Raw genomic sequence first — 22,174 nt, 5'->3', positions numbered from 1 at the left:
TTGCTTAATTTTTTGAAATCCATATTCTTCTATCTCCATTTTATTTTATAAGTTATTTTTAACTTCACTAGCCAGTTCCATAGTTGTAGCTGAACCGCCTAAATCACCAGTTAAAACATTAGCGTCATTTAGTACTTTCAATATTGCCGCATCGAATTTGTCTGCGGCTTCATTTTCACCAAGATATCTAAGCATCATAACGGCTGAAAGCATCATAGCTATTGGATTTGCCTTGCCTTGGCCTGCAATATCTGGTGCTGAACCGTGAACTGGTTCAAATAGTGCTCCATCTTCACCTATATTTGCAGATGGAATCAATCCAAGCCCTCCAACAAGGCCTGCACCCTCATCGGATAATATGTCTCCGAAAAGGTTTGTTGTCACGATAACTTCAAAGCTTTCCGGCTGTGTAATGAGATACATTGCTGTTGCATCCACATAAAAGTCCTCAGTCGCAATTTCAGGATATCTTTTGGCAACTTCATAGAAAATTTCCTTAAACAACCCGTCGCTTTTCTTTAAAACGTTTGCTTTGTGAACACCAGTCACTTTTGTTTTGTTGTTTTCTTTTGCGTATTTGAAAGCGTAATCAATAATTCTTTCTTCCGCTTGTCTTGTTATTATGCGTCTGGCTATTGCACCATCGTCTGTAAAGTGCTCTTCACCTGCAATATACAGTCCTTCGGTATTTTCACGCACTATCATAAAGTCAATGTTGTCAGACAATGAGTTAGTGTTAGGATATGCTTTTACAGGTCTTAAATTTGCAAACATTTTCATTTCTTGGCGAATTTTAACGATAACATCGGCTGCAGTTTCGCCTGCTGCACCGAATAAGCATGCATCAGCATTTCTTATGATATCCAAGGTTTCTGCAGGCAGTGCAGTGCCGTTTTTTTCAAGGCACTCATCACCAGCTTCACCATAAATATACTCAAAATCAATGCCTAATGAGTCTAAAATGTATATTGCCGCTTCCATTACTTCTTTACCTATTCCATCACCTGGAACAACGGCAATTTGATATTTACTTTTTGTTTTTGAGGTATTCAATTAAACCACCTTGCTCTAATATTTCCAACATGAATGGAGGTAATTTTTTAAATGTAATTGTCTCGCCATTTGAAGCAGTTATTGTTCCTTCATCCATATTCACTTCAATTTCATCTCCATCTTCCACAATTTTTGTAATTCCTGGAGCTTCAAGAAGAGGAACTCCAACATTTGTTGCATTTCTGTAAAAGATTCTTGCAAATGACTCGGCTATTACGGCAGCAACTCCAACACCTTTTAGTGCAATTGGAGCATGTTCCCTTGAAGAGCCGCATCCAAAGTTCTTTCCAGCAACTATAAAGTCTCCATTTTTGCATTTCTTATCGAAATCTGGATCTAGACCTTCCATACAATGCTTTGATAATCTTTCTTCATCAGTATAAATTAAATATCTTCCAGGCACGATAATATCTGTGTCAATGTCATTTCCGAATTTCCATGCTGTTCCTTTCATATTATCACTCCGGAGCCACAATTCTTCCTTTAATTGCTGAAGCGGCTGCAACAGCAGCGGAAGATAAATATACTTTTCCATCAGGGCTTCCTTGCCTTCCTTTAAAGTTTCTGTTTGAAGTTGAAAGACTTACTTCACCAGGTCCGATTATTCCGGTATGTCCTCCAAGACATGGGCCGCAACATGGAGCTGATACAAGTGCTCCAGCTTCGACAAATATTTTGATTAATCCTTCATCCAACGCTTTTGTGTAAATTTCTTTTGATGCAGGTATAACCAACATTCTAACTCCATTTGCTATTTCATTGCCTTTCAAGATTTTTGCGGCATCTCTTAAATCACTAAGCCTTCCATTAGTGCATGAACCTAAAAATACTTGATCGATTTCCACGTCAACTTCACTTACTGCCTTTACGTTATCGACATTATGAGGACATGCCACTTGCGGCTCCAAATCACTCACGTCAATATCGATTGTATTCAATGAAGATGAGTCCAAATCAGTTTTATAAATTTTATAAGGTTTATTTGAGCGTTTTTCAACATAATCGATGGTTTTCTTGTCGGGTTCCACCAAACCGGTTTTACCGCCCATTTCAATTGCCATGTTGCATAATACCATTCTATCGGAAACGCTCATATTTTTGACGGTTTCACCGGCAAATTCACAGGCCTTATATGTTGAGCCATCCGCACCAACTTGACCTATAATATGTAAGATAACATCTTTTGCATAAACGTTTTCTTTCAAATCACCGATAACGTTAAACCTGTTTGTTTCAGGCACTTTAAACCATAAGTTGCCTTCGCTGAATACCATTGCCATATCGGTTGAACCAATTCCTGTTGAAAATGCACCTAATGCTCCATGAGTGCAGGTATGTGAATCGGCACCCACGATAACTTCTCCCGGGACAACATGGCCCAATTCAGGTAAAATTTGGTGGCAAACACCAACATTAACATCATAAAAATGTTCAATATTATGCTTTTTTGCAAATTCTCTCATTATTATATGATTATTGGCAGAGTCAATTGAATCGGCTGGAACTTGATGATCAAAAGGTATGACAATTTTTGATGAATCCCATACTTTTGAAGCACCGATTTTTTCAAAAGATTCTACTGAAAGAGGTCCAGTCAAATCATGAGTCATTGCTACATCAATATTTGCAATAACGATATCTCCAGCTTCTACACTATCTTTTCCTGAAGCTCTTGCTAATATTTTTTCGGACATTGTTGGCATATTTGTAACCTCTTTATTAATGATAAATATTTATCAATTATAAAATATATAATGATTGCTTTATTTTTGAAAATTTTGATTTTAATATATTTATATAATATGTTTAACAAATCATAATTCATGGGTAAATTTTTTAGAAGAAATAAAAAACAAGAAGACTCCATTGTTGAGGAAAAACCTCCAGTTTGGGAAGATAGGATTTATTGGGTTTCAACATTACAGAAAATAGCTTACCCAGTTTTAAATAATTTGGCAAGAGGTTCACTAAAAAAGAACATGCCTTATGAGTCAAGTAGTGCAGAAGGCCAAAAATTTTCTTATTTTGAAGCATTTGCGCGCGTATTTAATGGTATTGCACCATGGTTAGAACTTGGTGCGGATACTTCTGAGGAAGGTAAAGTTCGTGAAAAATATATTTATTTAACCTTAAAAGCTATTTCAAATGCTATTAATTCTAAAAGTGATGATTATATATTTGTTGTAGAACCTAAACAATCTTTAGTTGATGTTGCTTTATTTGCTCAAGGATTACTTAGGGCTAAAAATCAAATTTGGCTTAATTTACCTATTAAAGTTCAAGCTAGATTAATTCGTGAACTGAAAAATACAAGAATAATAGCTCCTTATGAAAATCATTGGCTGTTATATACTGCTATGATTGAGGCTGCTTTATTGGAATTTACAGGTGAATGTGACAAACAACGTTTGGTTTATGGCGTTCGTAAATTTAGAGATGATTTTTATATTGGAGATGCTATTTACTCAGATGGTGAAGACTTTGAAGCAGGATTTTATAATAGCCTGATTATTCATCCTATGCTTAATGATATTCTATCCGTAATGAGAAAGTATGGTCTTCAAGATGGCGAATTTTTGGATGTACAGTTAATGAGATCCTCCAGATTAGCTTCTCAACTTGAAAGGATTATTTCACCTGAAGGAACATATCCATTAATCGGAAAATCTTTATCCTATCGTTGTGGTGTTTTCCATTTGCTCTCTCAAGCGGCGCTTCTTAAAATATTGCCAAGAAATATTAATCCTGCACAGGTAAGGTCTGCCCTTACAAAAGTTTTAAGAGCTCAGTTTGATGATAATAAAAATTTCAATACTGATGGATGGTTAATCATTGGATTGAATGGTTCACAAGTTGAGATTTCTGAAAGTAATGTAAATACTGGTAGCCTTTATGCTTGTTGTGCTATATTCTTGCCGTTAGGTTTGGGAGTTAATGACGTGTTCTGGACAGCGCCGTTTGCCGAATGGAGTAGTCTAAAAGCATGGAATGGGCATCAAATTCAACAAGACCAATCTATTAATTTTTAACTCAATTCATACAAGTTCCCGTAATTAAATAGTTTAATTTCTTTTGGAACTTCTTTTATTATATTTTTTGTATCAAATATTATTGGACTTTCCATACTCTTTTTAATTAAATCATAATCCAAATTCTTGAATTCGTCATGGTCACAAAGCACAAGGATTAAGTTTGAATCTTTAATTGCATCATCAAAGCTTACAAAATTAGGTTTGTCAATGTGTGGGTCGTGGATAGCTATTTCATAATCGCTGCTTAATTTGCCTATAATTTCATATGAAGGGCTTTCTCTATCATCGCCAGTATTTCCTTTATATGAAACGCCTAAGATAGCTATTTTTCCTTTTTTAATAATTTTTTTAACATATTCACATACAAAATCAGGCATGGATTTATTTGTATCACGTGCTAGTTTAATGATTTTTGCAGTTTCGGGAGCTTTTGCATAAATAAAATAAGGATCAATTGCAAGGCAATGGCCTCCAACTCCAGGACCTGGTGAGTGTAAGTTTACTCTTGGATGTTTATTTGCCATTTCAATAACGTCAAGTGCATTAACACCAATTTCAGCACATATTTTTACAAGCTCATTTGCAAGTGCAATGTTAACATCCCTGAATGTATTTTCCATGCACTTTGATAATTCAGCAGTTTTTGCCTCTGTAAGCATCAAATCCCCTTTAACAAACTGGCCATAGACTTCACTTGCCTTTTTTGAACATTCAGGTGTAATTCCACCTATAATTCTGTCATTATGTATCAATTCTTCTATAATCTTACCTGGAAGAACCCTTTCAGGACAATGCGCAAGATATAAGTCTTCACCGATAGTAAAACCGGCTTTTTCAAATATTGGTTTTATTGTTTCATCGGTTGACATTGGAGCTATTGTAGATTCGATTATTACAGTATTTCCCTTTTCAAGATATGGCAGAATTGTTTCGCACGCGGTAATTACATAGCTTAAGTCGCAGCTATAGTTTTCGGCAATGTAAGGGGTAGGTACGGTTATTATGAATGCATCTGCTTTTTGAGGAGTTAGGCTTGCTGTGTATATCTTATTTTCTACCGCTTTTTTAATTATTTCAGATATTCCAGGCTCTTCAATGTGTATTATCCCTTTATTTAAATTCTTTACAATTTCTTCTGAAATATCCACACCAACTACTTCGCAGCCGCTTCTTGTAAAGAGTGCTGCGGTTGGAAGCCCGATATAACCTTGGCCCATAATACATACTTTCATGATTACTAACTCCTTTTTTAAATATTAAGTATAATATATATTTAAACTATATAAAAAGTTTTAAGGGGTAATTATGAAAATTTTAATTACGGGCTCTAATGGAATGTTAGGTCATGATTTACAAGAGGTTTTAAAAGATAATCACGAATTAATCCTCACTACTTCAAAAACGCTTGATATTACGGATAAAAATCAAGTATTGGATGTAATCCGCGAAAAGAAACCCGATGTTGTTGTTAACTCAGCGGCATATACTGATGTTGACGGCTGTGAGGATAATCAGGATATTGCCTACTGCGTAAACGGTGAAGGCGTTAGAAATTTGGCTCTTGCATGTAAGGAGATTGACTGTCCGTTGGTTCATGTCAGTACAGATTATGTGTTCAATGGCAAAAATAACCGTCCGTGGGTTGAAGATGATGAAATTGATCCAATCAACGTTTATGGTAAAAGCAAACTTAAAGGGGAGGAAGCTATTTTAGAAATCCTTGACAAGTATTTCATTGTTAGAACCGCTTGGTTATATGGGGTCAATGGCAGAAATTTCCCAAGGACAATGCTGGAACTCGCAAAAAACCATTCGGAAATAACCGTTGTTTATGATGAGGTGGGGTCACCGACATACACTCTTGATTTGGCATATGGGATTTCCCAGTTAATTGAAACGGAGCATTATGGCATTTATCACCTTACAAACTCTGAAAGCTGTTCATGGTGTGAATTTGCAAGATTCATTTTTGAAGTTGCAGATGTTGATGTTGAGGTTATTCCAGTTACGGCATCTGAATTTGCAAGGCCCGCACCACGTCCAAGTTATTCGGTTTTAGAAAATAAAAATTGGATTGACAATGGTTTTAAACCGCTTAGAAGCTATAAAGAAGCTATAAAAGAATATATTGAGTTGATTAAATGAATAAAAAAATACTTTTAATGATTGCATTAATCGTCGCTATATTAAGTATAGGAGCTGTAAGTGCAGGATTTTTCGATTTTCTGCATTTTGGGGATTCTGATGATGTTGATGTTGATGTAGTTGAAGATGGTGAATATTGTACAGTTGATGAGGTTGCCGCTTACATTAAGGAATTCCATAAGCTTCCAAGCAATTATATAACCAAAAAAGAAGCGCAAAGCCTTGGCTGGCATGGGGGTCCGCTTAAAAATTACGCCCCTGGAAAAAGCATAGGCGGAGATAAATTTACCAATAGACAGCACATTCTTCCAGACAGCGATTCTAAATACATAGAATGTGACATTAATGCAAACGGAACTAGTCGTGGAGCAGAAAGAATAGTATATAATACTGGTGATTTTAAAGTTTACTATACTAATGATCACTACAACACATTTACAGAGGTATAATATGCAACTTGACGGTAATTTAATTAAAGAGAATGGGCATGACTATCTAATGGAGGCATTAAATTTCCCTGATTATTACGGAAAAAATTTAGATGCATTATATGATTGCTTATGTGAAATCGAATGCGAAATCGAATTAATAAACAGTGAAGAAGTTGATGAGGATATTATTGATACTTTCATAGATGCAGCTAGTGAAAACGATTTCTTGAAATTTGAAATATTATATTAATTATTAAAGACTAATAATTTAATTGAGTGATATTATGAAAGGTATAGTGCTTGCAGGTGGTTCTGGAACTCGTCTTTATCCCATTACAAAAGCGGTTTCAAAACAATTATTGCCTTTATATGATAAGCCAATGATTTATTATCCGATTTCTGTTCTGATGCTTGCAGGAATTAAAGAGATATTGATTATTTCCACTCCAAGGGATTTGCCAATGTATAAAGATCTTTTAGGTGATGGAACCAGTTTAGGAATTAAGTTTTCATATGCGGTTCAAGAAAATCCAAACGGCCTTGCAGAAGCTTTCATTGTTGGCGAAGAATTCATCGGCGACGACAATGTTGCACTGATTTTGGGAGATAATATATTTCATGGACATAGGTTTACAGAAATTCTTGAAAGGGCAACTCATTTAGAGGAAGGTGCAGTAATATTTGGTTATTATACCAATAATCCAGAAGCTTTTGGCGTTGTTGAGTTTGATAACGAGTGGAATGTAATTTCAGTTGAAGAAAAGCCCGAAAATCCTAAATCAAACTATATTGTGCCTGGCCTTTATTTTTATGACAATGATGTTATTGAAATAGCAAAAAATGTTGAGCCTTCCCAAAGGGGTGAAGTCGAAATAACATCCATCAATGAGGAGTATCTCAAACGTGGGAAACTTAAGGTTGAACTTTTAGGAAGAGGTATGGCTTGGCTTGATACAGGAACCCATGAGGGGCTTTTGGAAGCGTCAAACTTCATTGAAACAATTCAAAAAAGGCAAGGCTTGTACATTGCATGTCTTGAAGAAATTGCTTATCTTAAAGGATACATTGATGATGAAAAATTATTGAAAACTGCAAAAGAGCTTGAAAAAACCGATTATGGGCAATATTTATTTAATTTAGTTAAAAAGTGATCTTATGGGAAAATTCAAATTTACGGAAACCGGTATCGAAGGAATGTTTGTTGTAGAGCCCACAGTCTTTGAGGATAACAGAGGCTATTTCATGGAAACATTTCATGAAAAGGACTTTAAAGATGCCGGATACGATTTAACTTTTGTTCAGGATAATCAATCAAAATCATCAAAAGGAGTCTTAAGAGGGCTTCACCTACAAGTCAATTATCCTCAAGGCAAACTTGTTCGCGTTATTAAAGGTGAAGTGTTTGATGTTGGAGTTGACTTGAGGGCAAATTCACCTACCTATGGAAAATGGTTTGGGGTTATATTATCTGATGAGAATAAAAAGCAGCTGTTTGTTCCACCAAAATTTGCTCATGGATTTTTAGTGTTGTCCGATGAAGCAGAATTTGTATATAAATGCACAGAATTTTACCATGGGGATGATGAAAGTGGTATCAAATGGGATGATGAGGATATCGCTATTGATTGGCCATTAGACGATATTGATGAGATTATTTTATCCGATAAAGACAAACAATGGAAAAGCTTTAGAGAATCTCAAATTAAATATGAGTGATTGTCATGACAAAGATTTTAGTTACGGGCGGAGCAGGTTTTATTGGAAGCAATTTTGTTAGATACATGATTAATAAGTATTCAGAATATGAAATCATTAACTTGGATGCCCTAACTTACTGCGGAAACCTTGAAAATTTAAAAGATATCGAAAATAAGGATAATTATTCATTTGTTAAAGGAGATATTAGGGATAAAAATGTAGTCGATGATTTGGTAAGGCAATGCGATTATGTGATTAATTTCGCCGCCGAAAGTCATGTTGACAGAAGCATTGATGATCCTGAAATATTTATAAAATCAAATGTTCTCGGAACACAGACCCTATTGAATGCCGCTAAAGAGTATGGAGTAGAAAAATACATTCAAATTTCAACAGATGAGGTTTATGGAACTTTAGGAAAAGAAGGTTATTTCACTGAAAACACTCCATTACAACCGAACAGTCCCTATTCAGCTTCAAAAGCAGGTGGGGATTTAATCACTCGAGCATATGGTCAAACTTTCGATTTACCGATAAATATTACTCGTTGTTCTAACAATTATGGCCCTTATCAATTCCCTGAAAAACTGATTCCGTTAATGATTTCAAATGCCTTAGAAGACAAGAAATTACCTGTTTATGGCGATGGAAAAAACATTAGGGACTGGCTGCATGTTCATGACCACTGTCAAGCTATTGATTTGGTCATGCATGAAGGAGTTCTTGGTGAGGTGTACAATATTGGCGGAAATAATGAAAAACAGAACATTGAAATTGTTAAGCTAATATTAAATGCCTTAGATAAGGATGAATCCTTGATTGAATTTGTTACTGATAGATTAGGTCATGACAGACGTTATGCAATCGATTCAACAAAGATTCAAAATGATTTGGGATGGTCTCCTAGCTATACTTTTGAAGTTGGAATTAAAGAAACAATTCAATGGTACTTAGATAATCAGGATTGGACCAGTCAAGTTAAAAGCGGCCAATATCAACAATACTATGAAAAGATGTATCTGAATAGGTAGTTTTTACACTTGAAATATACCTCTTTTTTTTATAATATTCAAATTTTTCGTAATTTTTTTTCATTTCATATAATTTTTTTAGAAATTTTATAATATTGACTTATCATTTCATTAAAATTAAAAACTTGCTTTTTTCAATATTTTTGGATAGTTTTATATATTATATTCTTTAATAAGAATAAAGTGTAAAGATAAAATTATTTTATTTTTCATAATAGGGAAATGGTGATTGGATGTTGGAGCAATATTTACCTTTTGTTGGACTAATTGTTTTTGGTAATATTGAAAATTTAGTGCTATCTTCACAAGGAGTGGTAGCTGGTGTAAATCCTCTAAAATTAGGAATTGCAAGTATTTGTGTTGTTATCTTTTGGTTAATGTTGGGAACTTTTGCAACTCAAATGTTCATACAATATGCCTCTTTTATTGAATTCATCGGCGGTTTAGCAATTTTTGTTTTAGGTCTTCAAGCTATGGTCCAATCAGTAAGGGGTGTCTAGATTGGCTGGTGAATTAAGACAATTTCTTGCTTTAATTGTTTTTGGAAACATTGAAAACTTAATTTTAGCTTCTCAAGGTGTTGCTGCTGGTGTAAATCCTATAGTTCTTGCTTTTTTAAGTTTATGTGCTGTCGTATGCTGGTTATTAATAGGAACATTTGCCACAAAAGCCGCAATGAAATATGCAAGATACATTAACTTCGTCGGCGGTTTTGCAATTTTCGTTTTAGGTATTCAAGCAATGTTAGGGGCTATTCCAGGAATGTTAGCATTTTTCTAGATTATTTATGTCATATTTAAAACACAAAGTGTATGGATTTTTATTTAACCTATTTAATCATACGCAAGTTGAAGAGAATAGAATTTCTTTTATAATCGATTCGAGAGAATCTTTCAAAGGTAATTTGGATTATATCAAAAAGGAATTTGAAAAAAGAGGTGGCTTCGAATTCAATTTTTTTTATAAGGATAAACTTTCCTTAAACAGTTTTAAGAAATTAGCCGGTTCCAGATATATATTTTTAAATGACAACTTTTTCCCAATTGCTTTCATGAAATTCAGTCCGGATAACACCATTGTCCAATTATGGCATGCGCCAGGAGCTTCAAAGAAGTTTGGGGGATCTGTTGATGTTGGAAGCAGAGATATCCTTAAAAGGATTTCTGAAAATACTGATTATTTAATAGTCACATCAAAAAATATTGAAGATTATTATGCCGAGGCATTTCAAATATCAAAAAGTAAGATTAAATCATTAGGCCTTCCTCGTATGGACTATTACTTTGAAAATCACGATTTAAACAAATTGAAAGCGGATTTTTGCGAGAGGCACAATGTTTCTCAGGATAAAAAGATTATCCTTTATGCTCCAACTTTTAGGGATGAAGAGAAATACAATAATGTTTTTAATTTCCTGGATTTGGAAAAGTTCAATGAAGTATTGGGTAGCGATTATGTTTTGGCTTTAAGACTCCATCCAAAGATTAAGGATTTTTATAAAAATGATATTTCATCTAAAAGCCAGTATATTGATGTCAGTGATTTTGAAAGCGAACAGGAATTAATGCTGATTAGTGACATGCTAATAACTGATTATTCTTCAATAATGATTGAATATTGTGTTTTGGATAAGCCAATTATATTTTTCGCATATGATTTAGATAGCTATCTGGCTAGTGAACGTGGTTTCTATTATGATTTTAAGAGTACTGTTCCAGGACCAATTGTTTATAGCACTGATGAGCTGATTGATATAATTAAGAATAATGACATTGATAAAAATATAATATCCACTTTTGTTGAGACACAATTTGATGTGATAGACGGCAAATCATCTGAGAGGATAGTTGATTTTCTTTTAAATGAAGGTAGGTAAAATGGATAATATTAAAGTTAGCATAATAGTTCCAGTTTATAATAGTGCAGAATATATAGGCAGCACACTCGACTCAATACTTAATCAGGATTTCAATAGTTTTGAAGTCATAGTAGTTGATGATGGTTCAACAGATAACAGTTTAGAAATTATTGAGAAAAAATTATCCAAGTCAACAATTTCATATAAAGTTATTCATCAAGAAAATTCTGGTGTAAGCAATGCTAGAAATCGTGGAATTGAAGAATCACAAGGGGAATATTTGGTTTTTGTTGATTCTGATGATTATATTACTGGAAATCATTTATCAGAGTTGTATAATGGTGAAACTGATTTTAGCTTAATTCAATTTGTTAAAAAAGAGGGAGAACATTTATCCACACCAAATTTTATCTCAAAAAGATTAATTTCATGCAATGATTTTATTAAAATGGAATTAAACATGGAAAATCCTTTTAATTTCTGGCAATTAATGTATAGGGCAAGAATAATCAACGATAACAACATCAGATTTAATCCCGATTATATTTATGGTGAAGACATAGAATTTGCTCTTAAGGCATTAAGCTTCGGTAAAGAAGTAGCTATCAGCAATGAGGTTACATATTATTATATCCAACATGAGGAATCAGCCATTAAAACATCAGAATATAGGCGCTTTGAAGTAGTGGAGATTTTTGAGAATCTTGCCGGCTTTTATGAAAAGCAAGGTAAAGGTGATCTGGCTGATTTGATAATAACATCTAGAATTCCAAAGGCAATTTTCGGGAATATGAATTACTTTTTCTACAACGACTATGATTTTGAGGAAGTTATATCTAAAATGAAAGAATTGGACTTATTTACAAAATTGTCAAAATATGAAGGGGACTCTAAATTTAAGTTTAAGATAAAATCATTTTTATTAAATCCAAAAATCTATTATAAAACATGGAAAAAATTTAAAAATTCGATTGATTAACATGGAAGTTTCTGTTGTTACGCCAAATTATAATGGGGAAAGATTTCTAAAAACTTTCCTTGAATCTCTAAACAATGACAGTGAATACATTGGAGAAGTTATTATCATCGATAACGGATCCAGCGATGCTAGTCTGGATTATCTTAAAAATAATGCATTCAATTTTCCATTGGTTTTAATTGAAAATAAAGAGAACTTAGGTTTTGCACCAGCTGTTAATCAGGGAATCTTAAAGGCTAAAAACGAGTTAATATTTTCAATAAACAATGACACTGAAATCAAAAAAGGTTCAATCAAGGCATTAATAGACTTGATTTCATCCGGCGAGGATATTTTTTCAGTTCAAGCCAAAATGCTTCAATATGACAATAAGGAATTGATTGATGATGTTGGGGATGAATATAACTTGCTTGCCTGGACTAAAAAAACAGGCGAAAATCACCATTCAAGCGAATATAAAAAAGTTAAAGATATTTTTTCAAGTTGCGCCGGAGCAGCGATGTATAAAAAATCAGTTTTAGAGGAAATTGGGCTATTCGATGACAATTTTTTTGCTTATATGGAAGATGTAGATTTGGCAATCAGATCAAGAATCAACGGTTATAGAAATTTGTTATGTCCGGATGCAATCGTTTATCATATTGGAAGTGCAACATCAGGAAGCAGATATAACGAGTTTAAAGTTAGATTGGCTGCCAGAAATAATGTTTGGGTTGTTTATAAAAACTTTCCAGTTCCTTTAAAGATTGTCAATTTTATTTTCTTGTTTTTCGGTTTTTTAATTAAATATCTATTCTTTTTAAAAAAAGGTTTTGGTTCAACTTATTTGGCGGGTATTCGTGAAGGTTTAGCAACTAGAAATAAAATTGGTAAAGTTAAATTCGAATCTAAAAATATGATAAATTATTTTAAAATGGAATACAGATTAATTATTAATACAATTAAATTTCTAAAAAAATAGCTAGTGAGTTTTATGGACCTTTCGATTGTAATTGTAAATTATCAAACGTTTGAATTGACAAAAAATACTATTAATTCTATTTTTGAATATGAATATCCATTCAGTTATGAGATTTTGGTAGTGGATAATGCATCCCGTGATGATAGCCTAGCTAAGTTACAGGAATATTTTAATGATAAGGTAAAATTCATTGCTTCAGCTGAAAACAATGGTTTTTCAGCTGGCAACAATCAGGCATTAAGGATGGCAAATGGAAAATATATTCTTCTTTTGAATTCCGACACTATTGTTTGGGAAGGTACTTTGGAAAACATTTATAATTACATGGAAAAACATACTGACGTGGGGGCATGTGGCTGCAGGGTTCTTTTAGAAAACGGGGAACTTGACAAGGCATGTAAGAGAAGTTTTCCGAATGTTAAAAACTCATTTTTCAGGCTGTTTCACATTCCAACCAATAGCAAGGATAATGACTATAATTTGGTTAATTTGCCAGATGGGGAAATCTATGAAATAGATTGCCTTACCGGTGCGTTCATGTTCATGCGGACCGATGCACTAAACCAAGTCGGCCTTTTGGATGAGACATTTTTCATGTATGGTGAAGACATTGACTTATGTTATAGAATTAAAAATGGCGGATGGAAGATAATTTATTATGGTGAATCCAAAATAACACATTTAAAAGGTGCAAGCAGTAAAAAACAAAAATCTAAGTTAATTTATGAGTATTATCGAGCCATGTATATTTATTATAATAAACATCATGCAAATGAAAATTCATTCATTGTCAATTTTGTTGTTTATTTTGGAATTGCCCTCTTATGCATTTTGAAGCTGTTTTTAAATTTGTTTAAAAAGAAAGATTAAATATATTATTAAACAAATATAACTTAGTGGAACTAGTTTTTTAGGTAGTTATTATGATAAAGGAGAATCAAAGATTATTAAACTTGTCATTAATTGTACTTGATGTAATAGTCATAGGTATCTCTCTTTTATGTTCCTTATGGTTAAGATTTAAAACTACCTTGTTTGGTCCAATTGGAGGGCATTTAGGCTCTATAAGTTATATCTTATTCTTTACTTTTGCAGTTGTGCCTGTTTATTTAATTTTATACTTTGCTTTTGGCCTTTATAAGCCACGCAGAACCTATAAAAATATTTTTTCAGAAGCTACACAAATTATTAAAGTAAATATTTTAGCGTTTATCACTCTTGTTTCTATATTATTTATAATAAATCAGCCTGATTTTTCAAGGATAATGCTGTTTTTATTAGCCATCATTGCCACATTCTTTGGAATCATTGAAAGATTTATTATTAGAAGCATTTTAAAAAGGATTCGAGTAAACAATAAAAATATTAAGCATATTCTAATCGTCGGAGATAATGATTTGGCCTTCACTTTCGCCCGCAGAATCAGGGAAAACCCATATTTGGGTTTTGTCGTAAGCGGTTTTTTAGGAAGATCAGAACATATAGGTCGTGAAATTGAAGGAAGCAGGGTAATTGGCGCATTCAAGGACATCGATAAAATCTTGGATCAAAACATGTTTGACCGGGTGGTTTTGGCTATTCCTTTAAAGTATTATTATAAAATCGATGAGCTTGTGGAAAGCTGCGAACGTGTCGGAATTAAAGCAGAAATCATTCCGGATTACATTAGATATTTCCCAGCTCAGCCATCAGTGGACATGATTGAAGACATTCCAATCATTAATATTCGTTATGTGCCTTTGGATGATGACTTTAATAAGTTCATGAAATATCTATCGGATTACATATTTGCCATAATAGCAATTATTATTACATCCCCTATAATGATTTTAACTGCAATAGCGATTAAATTAACTTCTCCAGGCCCAATTATATTTAAACAGGAAAGGATTGGTTATCATTCTAAGCCATTCATGATGTATAAGTTTCGTAGTATGAAAGTTCAAGATCCTAATGAGGAAAAATCAGAATGGACTACAAGAGACGACCCAAGAAAAACCAAAGTCGGACAATTTATTAGAAAAACTAGTATAGATGAGTTACCTCAATTTTTTAATGTTTTAAAAGGAAACATGAGTGTTGTAGGTCCAAGACCTGAAAGACCTTATTTTGTTGAACAATTTAAGGAAACCGTTCCTAAATATATGGTTAAGCATCAAGTAAAGCCTGGTTTAACAGGTTGGGCTCAAATTCATGGGTGCCGTGGTGATACTTCTATTACAAAACGTATAGAATATGATATTGAGTACGTAGAAAACTGGCATATGGGTTTGGACTTAGCTATCATGATTAAAACTGCATTGAAGAAAAATCCAAATGCATATTAGCGTTTTTACACATTTTCATAAAGTCGCACTTTAGTAATTTTTATATTAAATTTTTTATTAAGAGTAATATAGATTACTTTTCAAATGCTCTCTCTAATACTTTATATACATTCTAATTATAAAATAATAATTAACTTTCTATGAGGGGTTTGGTATGCAAGAAAAAATTTTAGAATTATACGAAAAAATTAAAGATCAAATTTCACAAGAGCAATTCCAAGCTGAAATGGCTGAAGTTCGCGAAAGCTTTGGCTTAGACTTTATAGATGATGTAGATTGTGCACGTGAAGTCTTAAAAAATTATGGAATTGAAACTAATGAAGTAATTTCTCAAAAAGAAGAATCCGCTGAAGAAGTACCTTTCGAAATTTCACTCGATGAAGAAAATGAAAATCAGGAAAACGATTCATCTGATTTAGAAGATTCTGCAGAAGAAGTCTCAGAAGAATCTTCAGGTTTCGTCATGACTGATGAAATCAAGGAGATATATGTTCAAGTAAAAGATGAAATTTCAGAAGAAGACTTTTTGGCAAAAATGAAAGAGTATAAAGATAATGACCCTTTAACCGGATTTCAAATTGATGATACACTCTATGCTAAGCAGGTTGTCGGTGAATTTGTAACTGAAGAACCTGACTCTATTTCTGATAATCCGGTTTACTCTGATAAAACCATCAGTGACCTTGAAAAAGGTGCAAATGGTCAAGTCATTTCTGGTAGAGTAATATCTATTTCAAATCCAAGATCATTTAAAACACGTAAAGGTGGGGAAGGTAAAGTCTGCAATGTTGAATTGCAGGACAATACCGGAACAATGAGAACCGTATTTTGGACTCCTAATATTAAACTTCTTAAAAATGTTAATGAAGGAGATATTATTCAAATTAAAGAAGTAGACATTAAAGAAGGTTATTCCGGCCTTGAAGCTAATTTAAGACCAAGGTCAAGTGTTGTTCATTTAGATGAAGACCCTTCAAAATACCCTGCATATGAAGAAGACATTACAAATATCGCTGATATTAAACCGGATACCAAGGTTAATATTATTGCAAGAATTGTTAGGATACCAACAATCAGAAGCTATGAAAAGAATGGAAAAGAAGGAAAAGTGGCTTCTCTTGAATTACAAGACCTTTCAGGTAAAATATCTTACACCTTATGGAATAATAATGTAAATCTTATTGAAAGTTTACAACTTGAAGATGGAGATACAGTAAAAATACTTCAAGCTCAAGCTCGTGAAAGACCAGACAGGGATGGTAATATGGAAATTACCTTAACCCATTGGGATGGAAGAATAATTAAAGGGGATTTTGATGTTCCTGAAATTGAACAGGAATTTAGCCCAATTGCAGATTTAAGAGAGCAAAAAGATGTAGCGATCAAAGGTATTGTTTCAAGACTTCAAGATATTAAACTATTTACAAGAAAAACTGATGATACTGAAGGAAGATTGAGAAACTTTGATGTTAGAGATGTAACAGGTGAAATTAGAGTAACTGTTTGGGGTGATGATACAGCTTTACCTATAAGTAAAGGGGATATCATTAAAATCATTGGTGGAGATGTTAGATATGACCAATACACTCAAAGTCAATACTCAATGAACACCAATTTCAACACTCAAATTACCATTAATCCAAATAATTTGTCACCTGAAGAATATGAGGCATTCAATGAGTTAAGAGCTGACTTACACCCTATTCCAATTGGTGAAGTACAGTTTATGGATGATGAGGGTGTAGAAATCGACGTTGTCGGTAGAATTTTATCAATTGAAGATATTCATGAATTTGAAAGAGATGATGATGAAATCGGTAAGGTTCGTTCTGCAATGTTTGCTGATGAATCAGGTAAAGTAAGATTGTCCCTATGGAATGAAAAAGCGGAAGGTGCTTATGAAGTTGGTGAGGCATACAGAATTGAAAATGCTAGAACCAGAATGGGTTTGGAAAATGTTGACTTGAACATTGGTGGAGGCTCTAGAATTATCAGATTATCTGAAGAAGAAGCATCTTCAATGTTTATTCCTAAATTAGAAACATTAGAAAAAGCTCTTTATGATTACATTGACATAAGTGATGCTGATGAGGATGAAAAGGATAAAATTATCATAGGCAGAGTCATTGAAATATACGATATTCGCAGTTTTGAAAGTGAAAACGGCGAAGGTGTTGTTAAGAATATAGAGATTGCTGATGATTCAGGTTCTATCATTGTTGTACTTTGGAATGATGATACAAAAAGAGAATTTGAAATAGGTCAAGCGATTAAATTACAAAACCCTCGTTTTAGATATAATGATAGGACTAATCGTATAGATGCAAATGTTTCTGGATCTACTTCTATTTTAGAACCAAGTGATGCAGAATTAGAGAAATTACCATCTCATGATGAATTAATGGAAGCAATTTTTGTACACAAACCTATTGAAGCTTTAACAGAAGATGATACTAACGTCTGTGTCACAGGAAAAATTACTGAAGTAAGAACCGATAAAATATTGCTTCAAAAATGCCCTAACTGTAATGCCAATGTAGAAAGTACTGAAGTAGAAAATGTTTGTGATTATTGTAGTTTTGAATTTGAAGAGCCAAAATATGTACTTATGATTCCAACAAGAATTGAAGATGATACTGGTGAGGTACAAGTTACTTTCTTCGGCAATTTAGCTGAAGAATTAACCGGCTTGAAAACAGATGAGGTTGTTAGTGTTTTAGGAGATAATTTAGGTTTTGAAGATAGAATTGAAGAATTAAACGGTCAAACTATTGAAATTGTAGCTAATGTTCGTTTCGATGAATATGGAGAAGAATACAGGTTAAGTCCTAAGAAAATATTATCAAATATTATTAAATAGATTAAAGGAATGATTATTATGGTAGAATTAGCAGATTTACCTGGTGTTGGTGAAAAAACAGCAGAAAAATTAAAAGATGCAGGTTTTGCAGACATGATGAGATTAGCGACAGCTACTCCTAAAGAATTGTCAGTAAAAGCAGAAATCGGTGAAGGTGTTGCTGAAAAAGTTATTGAAGCAGCTCGTAGATCTGAAAACATTGATTTTGAAACTGCATTTGATGTACTTGAAAGAAGAAAAGATGTTGGTCACATTACTGTAGGTAGCCAAGAATTCAATGATTTAATTGGTGGTGGAATTGAAACTCAATCAATCACTGAAGTATTCGGCGAATTTGGATCTGGTAAAAGTCAAATTTCTCATGAATTAGCAGTTACTGTTCAGTTACCTAAAGAACTTGGTGGTCTTGATGGGGAATGTGTATTTATTGATACTGAAAACACTTTCCGTCCAGAAAGAATCGAACAAATTGCAAACGGCTTTGAATTGGATATTAATGATGTATTGCAAAGAATTCATGTTGCACGTGCATTCAACTCTTCTCACCAAATGTTAATGGTTGATAAGATAAATGAACTTATCCAAAGCGGTAAAAATATTAGATTAGTCATTGTTGATTCATTAATGGCTCACTTCAGAGCCGAATATGTTGGAAGGGAATCTCTTGCAGTCAGACAACAAAAATTAAATCAACATTTACATTCACTACAACAAATTGCAAATACTTACAATGTGGCAGTGTTTATTACTAATCAAGTTCAAGCTAAACCGGATTCATTCTTCGGAAGTCCAACAAAAGCTATTGGAGGACACGTCTTAGGGCATGCTTCCACTTATAGAATTTGGCTTAAAAAAGGATTGGCCGGAAAAAGGATTGCACGTTTAGTGGATTCTCCTCATTTGCCTGAAGGTGAATGTGTATTTAAAATTACTAGCGAAGGTATCGTTAGTTAATTTTAATTTTCTTTTTTTTAATTAATTTTATATAATTTTATTTTAAACTAATAATATGAATGCAATTGCAGTTACTATTTTATCAATTATTTTAATGATTGGTTTGGGCTATTTCCTTAAAAGAATTGATTTTTTAAGTGAGGATGCCATTGATCCATTAAATAAATTAGTAATGTATGCTTTATTGCCCTGCATGATATTTTCTGCAATTTCAACTGCTGATTTAGCCTTACTTCCAAAATTAGGTGTTTTACCATTAGTTATTATATCTTCCTCTGCAATCACAGGAATTATCTCTTATTTCATTTTAAAGAAGTTAGGCCTTGATGATGTTACATTGTGGAGTGTGTTAGTAACAATAATGATTGCCAATACAGGATTTATGGGTTATCCTGTGACTTTAGGTATTTATGGTCAGGAAGGATTCTTAAGAGCAATCTTCAGTGATATTGCAACATTATGTATTTTTTTAATGCTCTCTTATGTTCTGGTTTTGAAATTTGGTGGGGATGCAAAAACCGCTTTAAAAAAAATCGTATTTTTCCCGTCTTTGTGGGCAATAATTTTAGGTTTGGGCATAAATTTTTTCAGTATTCCAATCGGGCCTGTTTTGGAAAACACTATTGAATATTTGGGCCAAGGAACTATTCCATTAATCATGATTGTATTGGGATTGTCCATTAATTTTGATGGAATTTCACGAAGCAGATCAATGATTGCATTCACATCAATTATGAAATTGGCATTTTTCCCAGCCGTTGCATTTTTAATTGCATCTTCTATTGGTTTGGTTGATCTCCAATACAAGGTTTCCATTGTCGAAGCTGCAATGCCTTCTGGGATGATGTCATTGTTGCTTGCAATAACATATAATTTGAATCATGAATTGACATCTGATTGCATACTCATCAATACTGTAACCTCTTTGATTACACTACCCCTAATTATCATGTTATTATAGTAAAAAAATAAAAAATTTTACATGACCTAAATTTTTTATTTCTAAAAATAATAAATATTCGCCTTTTTTTATGTCTGATATTACAAATCAACTATTTATTAATATTTTATATTGGTTTTTAGCCGATTTTATTTCATCATATATAAGTGTTACTCTAAGTTTTTTATAGAAAGCTTTATAAGTCTGTTTCTACTACATAAGTATATCTAATACTATGTAAAAATTTTTATATCTGTTTTTCAAAAATTGCAATTTTTCATATATATTAGATATTTTTCACGACTTGTACAAGGTGAATTATATGGCAGAAGAAATAAATAACGAAGAAATAAGAATAGGTGTTTATGTCTGTCACTGTGGTGTAAACATTGGTGGTGTAGTAGACTGTCCTGACGTTGCAGAATACGCAAAATCATTACCTAATGTTGTATACGCAACAGACTATAAATACATGTGTTCCGACCCGGGTCAAGCTATGATCCAAGAGGACATTAAAGAAAAGAACTTAAACAGAATTGTTGTAGCAGCATGTTCCCCTCGTCTTCACGAACCTACTTTCCGTAGATGTGTAGAAGAAGCTGGATTAAACAAATTCTTATTTGAATTTGCTAACTTAAGGGAACAAGACTCCTGGGTGCACATGGAGTTACCTGAAGAAGCAACCGCAAAAGCTAAAGATTTAACACGTATGGCTGTTGCAAAAGCAAGATTACTTGAACCATTAGAAGCTACCAAAGTAGCAGTAGATAACAAAGCATTAGTTATCGGTGGTGGAGTAGCTGGTATTCAAACTTCCTTAGACTTAGCTGATATGGGATTCAAAACCTACGTTGTAGAAAGAAACCCAACTATCGGTGGAAGAATGGGACAATTGGATAAAACTTTCCCTACTCTCGACTGTTCAATGTGTATCTTAGCACCTAAAATGGTAGACTGTGCAAAACACGAAAACATCGAATTGATTTCCTACGCAGAAGTTAAAGAAGTTGACGGATTCATCGGAAACTTCACTGTAAAAGTTGAGAAAAAACCTAGATATGTTGACGAATCTTTATGTACTGGATGTGGATCTTGTCAAGAAGCTTGTCCTATCGAAATACCTAACTACTACGACGAAGGTGTAGGTATGGTAAAAGCAGCATTCATCCCATTCCCTCAAGCTGTACCATTATGTGCAACTATCGATAAAGACTACTGTATCGAATGTAACTTATGTGTACAAGCATGTGGACCAAATGCTATCGACCACAACCAAGAACCTGAAGAAATCGAATTAGAAGTAGGTACTATTGTAGCTGCAATCGGTTACGACCCATTCGACCCATCCGGAATTTACCAATACGGATACGGACGTTTCTCCAACGTAATTACAGCTATGGAAATTGAAAGGATGATTAACGCATCAGGTCCTACTGGTGGACACGTAATCAAACCTTCCGATGGTATCGAACCTAAACGTGTAGCATTCATCCACTGTGTCGGTTCAAGGGATGAACAAATCGGTAAACCATACTGTTCCAGAGTATGTTGTATGTACTCAATGAAAAACGCTCAATTATGTATTGACCACGAACCTGATACCGAAGTAACCTGTTACTACATGGATATCCGTTCATTCGGTAAAGGATACGAAGAGTTCTACAAAACATCTCAAGAAAAATACGGTATTGAATTTATCAGAGGTAAACCTGCACAAATCTTCGAAAACGACGATTTAACTTTAACTATCAGAGCAGAAGATACTTTACTCGGTAAAGTAACCGAATACACTTACGACTTAGTTGTATTAAGTGTTGGTCTCGAACACTCTGCAGGATCTGACGAACTCAGACAAACCTTAGGTCTTTCCAGATCTGCAGACGGATTCTACATGGAAGCTCACCC

At 33.6% G+C, this 22,174-nt stretch carries 22 protein-coding genes; 18 read left to right on the top strand and 4 right to left on the bottom strand.

The window, feature by feature from the left end; translation table 11 throughout:
• Positions 1-45: 45 nt before the first annotated feature.
• The 3 genes from ACJROP_RS05455 to hacA are packed head-to-tail and all read right to left on the bottom strand — an operon-like array spanning position 46 to position 2,756.
• Positions 46-1,053, bottom strand: a complete 1,008-nt coding sequence (locus ACJROP_RS05455) for an isocitrate/isopropylmalate family dehydrogenase (protein WP_406534478.1) — start codon at positions 1,051-1,053, stop codon at positions 46-48.
• Positions 1,028-1,507, bottom strand: a complete 480-nt coding sequence (locus tag ACJROP_RS05450) for a 3-isopropylmalate dehydratase small subunit (protein ID WP_406534477.1) — start codon at positions 1,505-1,507, stop codon at positions 1,028-1,030. The genes ACJROP_RS05455 and ACJROP_RS05450 overlap by 26 nt, the downstream gene beginning before the upstream one ends.
• A 4-nt stretch (positions 1,508-1,511) precedes the next feature.
• Positions 1,512-2,756 (bottom strand): homoaconitase large subunit, encoded by a 1,245-nt coding sequence (gene hacA / locus ACJROP_RS05445; protein ID WP_406534476.1) that lies wholly within the window; start codon positions 2,754-2,756, stop codon positions 1,512-1,514.
• Positions 2,757-2,876: 120 nt separating this feature from the next.
• Here hacA and ACJROP_RS05440 point away from each other — a divergent pair, with 120 nt between their 5' ends.
• On the top strand, positions 2,877-4,082 hold the full coding sequence (locus ACJROP_RS05440; protein WP_406534475.1) for a DUF2264 domain-containing protein: 1,206 nt from the start codon (positions 2,877-2,879) through the stop codon (positions 4,080-4,082).
• On the opposite strand, the gene ACJROP_RS05435 is transcribed toward ACJROP_RS05440, so the two are convergent.
• Positions 4,079-5,317 carry a nucleotide sugar dehydrogenase gene (locus ACJROP_RS05435; protein WP_406534474.1) on the bottom strand — a complete coding sequence of 413 codons (1,239 nt, stop codon included), beginning with the start codon at positions 5,315-5,317 and terminating at the stop codon, positions 4,079-4,081. The two genes, ACJROP_RS05440 and ACJROP_RS05435, sit on opposite strands and share 4 nt — an antisense overlap.
• Before the next feature lie 73 nt (positions 5,318-5,390).
• On the opposite strand from ACJROP_RS05435, the gene rfbD reads away from it, so the two are divergent.
• From rfbD to ACJROP_RS05350, 17 genes are all read left to right on the top strand, one after another.
• Entirely contained in the window at positions 5,391-6,230 is an 840-nt protein-coding gene (gene rfbD, locus ACJROP_RS05430) for a dTDP-4-dehydrorhamnose reductase (protein WP_406534473.1), read from the top strand.
• A complete protein-coding gene (locus tag ACJROP_RS05425; protein WP_406534472.1) occupies positions 6,227-6,679 on the top strand; it encodes a ribonuclease domain-containing protein in 453 nt (150 codons plus the stop codon). Before rfbD ends, ACJROP_RS05425 begins: the two co-directional genes overlap by 4 nt.
• A 1-nt stretch (position 6,680) precedes the next feature.
• Positions 6,681-6,911 (top strand): barstar family protein, encoded by a 231-nt coding sequence (locus tag ACJROP_RS05420; RefSeq protein WP_406534471.1) that lies wholly within the window; start codon positions 6,681-6,683, stop codon positions 6,909-6,911.
• Between the two features lie 34 nt (positions 6,912-6,945).
• Complete coding sequence (rfbA, locus tag ACJROP_RS05415; RefSeq protein ID WP_406534470.1) at positions 6,946-7,812, top strand: glucose-1-phosphate thymidylyltransferase RfbA; 867 nt, start codon at positions 6,946-6,948, stop codon at positions 7,810-7,812.
• 4 nt (positions 7,813-7,816) lie between these two features.
• Positions 7,817-8,377, top strand: coding sequence for a dTDP-4-dehydrorhamnose 3,5-epimerase (gene rfbC, locus ACJROP_RS05410; protein ID WP_406534469.1), 561 nt, complete (start codon positions 7,817-7,819; stop codon positions 8,375-8,377).
• Positions 8,378-8,382: 5 nt separating this feature from the next.
• Positions 8,383-9,390, top strand: a complete 1,008-nt coding sequence (rfbB, locus tag ACJROP_RS05405; RefSeq protein WP_406534468.1) for a dTDP-glucose 4,6-dehydratase — start codon at positions 8,383-8,385, stop codon at positions 9,388-9,390.
• Between the two features lie 233 nt (positions 9,391-9,623).
• Positions 9,624-9,890, top strand: coding sequence for a hypothetical protein (locus ACJROP_RS05400; protein ID WP_406534467.1), 267 nt, complete (start codon positions 9,624-9,626; stop codon positions 9,888-9,890).
• Between the two features lies 1 nt (position 9,891).
• On the top strand, positions 9,892-10,170 hold the full coding sequence (locus ACJROP_RS05395) for a hypothetical protein (RefSeq protein WP_406534466.1): 279 nt from the start codon (positions 9,892-9,894) through the stop codon (positions 10,168-10,170).
• Positions 10,171-10,177: 7 nt separating this feature from the next.
• Positions 10,178-11,266, top strand: a complete 1,089-nt coding sequence (locus ACJROP_RS05390; RefSeq protein WP_406534465.1) for a CDP-glycerol glycerophosphotransferase family protein — start codon at positions 10,178-10,180, stop codon at positions 11,264-11,266.
• Between the two features lies 1 nt (position 11,267).
• Positions 11,268-12,227, top strand: a complete 960-nt coding sequence (locus tag ACJROP_RS05385) for a glycosyltransferase family 2 protein (protein WP_406534464.1) — start codon at positions 11,268-11,270, stop codon at positions 12,225-12,227.
• A 1-nt stretch (position 12,228) separates the two neighbouring features.
• Positions 12,229-13,188 (top strand): glycosyltransferase family 2 protein, encoded by a 960-nt coding sequence (locus tag ACJROP_RS05380; RefSeq protein ID WP_406534463.1) that lies wholly within the window; start codon positions 12,229-12,231, stop codon positions 13,186-13,188.
• A 12-nt stretch (positions 13,189-13,200) separates the two neighbouring features.
• Positions 13,201-14,058 carry a glycosyltransferase family 2 protein gene (locus tag ACJROP_RS05375; protein ID WP_406534462.1) on the top strand — a complete coding sequence of 286 codons (858 nt, stop codon included), beginning with the start codon at positions 13,201-13,203 and terminating at the stop codon, positions 14,056-14,058.
• Between the two features lie 53 nt (positions 14,059-14,111).
• Entirely contained in the window at positions 14,112-15,515 is a 1,404-nt protein-coding gene (locus tag ACJROP_RS05370) for an undecaprenyl-phosphate glucose phosphotransferase (RefSeq protein WP_406534461.1), read from the top strand.
• Between the two features lie 154 nt (positions 15,516-15,669).
• Positions 15,670-18,375, top strand: a complete 2,706-nt coding sequence (locus ACJROP_RS05365) for an OB-fold nucleic acid binding domain-containing protein (RefSeq protein ID WP_406534460.1) — start codon at positions 15,670-15,672, stop codon at positions 18,373-18,375.
• Positions 18,376-18,393: 18 nt separating this feature from the next.
• Positions 18,394-19,329: a DNA repair and recombination protein RadA gene (gene radA, locus ACJROP_RS05360; RefSeq protein ID WP_406534459.1), complete on the top strand. Its 936-nt coding sequence runs from the start codon at positions 18,394-18,396 to the stop codon at positions 19,327-19,329.
• A gap of 55 nt (positions 19,330-19,384) precedes the next feature.
• Complete coding sequence (locus ACJROP_RS05355; RefSeq protein WP_406534458.1) at positions 19,385-20,290, top strand: AEC family transporter; 906 nt, start codon at positions 19,385-19,387, stop codon at positions 20,288-20,290.
• 301 nt (positions 20,291-20,591) lie between these two features.
• On the top strand, positions 20,592-22,174 hold a 1,583-nt coding region (locus ACJROP_RS05350; protein WP_406534457.1), incomplete at its 3' end, for a 4Fe-4S binding protein.

The sequence above is a fragment of the Methanobrevibacter sp. genome, assembly GCF_045220775.1.
In the GTDB taxonomy this organism is placed as follows: domain Archaea; phylum Methanobacteriota; class Methanobacteria; order Methanobacteriales; family Methanobacteriaceae; genus Methanocatella.
Note: the sequence above shows the minus strand (reverse complement) of the source record. Positions and strands in the feature narration are given on the sequence as shown.

Coding starts and splice junctions, on each gene's coding strand:
- ACJROP_RS05450 (WP_406534477.1), bottom strand. CDS start 1,507: ATGAAAGGAACAGCATGGAAATTCGGAAATGACATTGACACAGATATT.
- hacA (WP_406534476.1), bottom strand. CDS start 2,756: ATGCCAACAATGTCCGAAAAAATATTAGCAAGAGCTTCAGGAAAAGAT.
- ACJROP_RS05440 (WP_406534475.1), top strand. CDS start 2,877: ATGGGTAAATTTTTTAGAAGAAATAAAAAACAAGAAGACTCCATTGTT.
- ACJROP_RS05435 (WP_406534474.1), bottom strand. CDS start 5,317: ATGAAAGTATGTATTATGGGCCAAGGTTATATCGGGCTTCCAACCGCA.
- rfbD (WP_406534473.1), top strand. CDS start 5,391: ATGAAAATTTTAATTACGGGCTCTAATGGAATGTTAGGTCATGATTTA.
- ACJROP_RS05425 (WP_406534472.1), top strand. CDS start 6,227: ATGAATAAAAAAATACTTTTAATGATTGCATTAATCGTCGCTATATTA.
- ACJROP_RS05420 (WP_406534471.1), top strand. CDS start 6,681: ATGCAACTTGACGGTAATTTAATTAAAGAGAATGGGCATGACTATCTA.
- rfbA (WP_406534470.1), top strand. CDS start 6,946: ATGAAAGGTATAGTGCTTGCAGGTGGTTCTGGAACTCGTCTTTATCCC.
- rfbC (WP_406534469.1), top strand. CDS start 7,817: ATGGGAAAATTCAAATTTACGGAAACCGGTATCGAAGGAATGTTTGTT.
- rfbB (WP_406534468.1), top strand. CDS start 8,383: ATGACAAAGATTTTAGTTACGGGCGGAGCAGGTTTTATTGGAAGCAAT.
- ACJROP_RS05400 (WP_406534467.1), top strand. CDS start 9,624: ATGTTGGAGCAATATTTACCTTTTGTTGGACTAATTGTTTTTGGTAAT.
- ACJROP_RS05390 (WP_406534465.1), top strand. CDS start 10,178: ATGTCATATTTAAAACACAAAGTGTATGGATTTTTATTTAACCTATTT.
- ACJROP_RS05385 (WP_406534464.1), top strand. CDS start 11,268: ATGGATAATATTAAAGTTAGCATAATAGTTCCAGTTTATAATAGTGCA.
- ACJROP_RS05380 (WP_406534463.1), top strand. CDS start 12,229: ATGGAAGTTTCTGTTGTTACGCCAAATTATAATGGGGAAAGATTTCTA.
- ACJROP_RS05375 (WP_406534462.1), top strand. CDS start 13,201: ATGGACCTTTCGATTGTAATTGTAAATTATCAAACGTTTGAATTGACA.
- ACJROP_RS05370 (WP_406534461.1), top strand. CDS start 14,112: ATGATAAAGGAGAATCAAAGATTATTAAACTTGTCATTAATTGTACTT.
- ACJROP_RS05365 (WP_406534460.1), top strand. CDS start 15,670: ATGCAAGAAAAAATTTTAGAATTATACGAAAAAATTAAAGATCAAATT.
- radA (WP_406534459.1), top strand. CDS start 18,394: ATGGTAGAATTAGCAGATTTACCTGGTGTTGGTGAAAAAACAGCAGAA.
- ACJROP_RS05355 (WP_406534458.1), top strand. CDS start 19,385: ATGAATGCAATTGCAGTTACTATTTTATCAATTATTTTAATGATTGGT.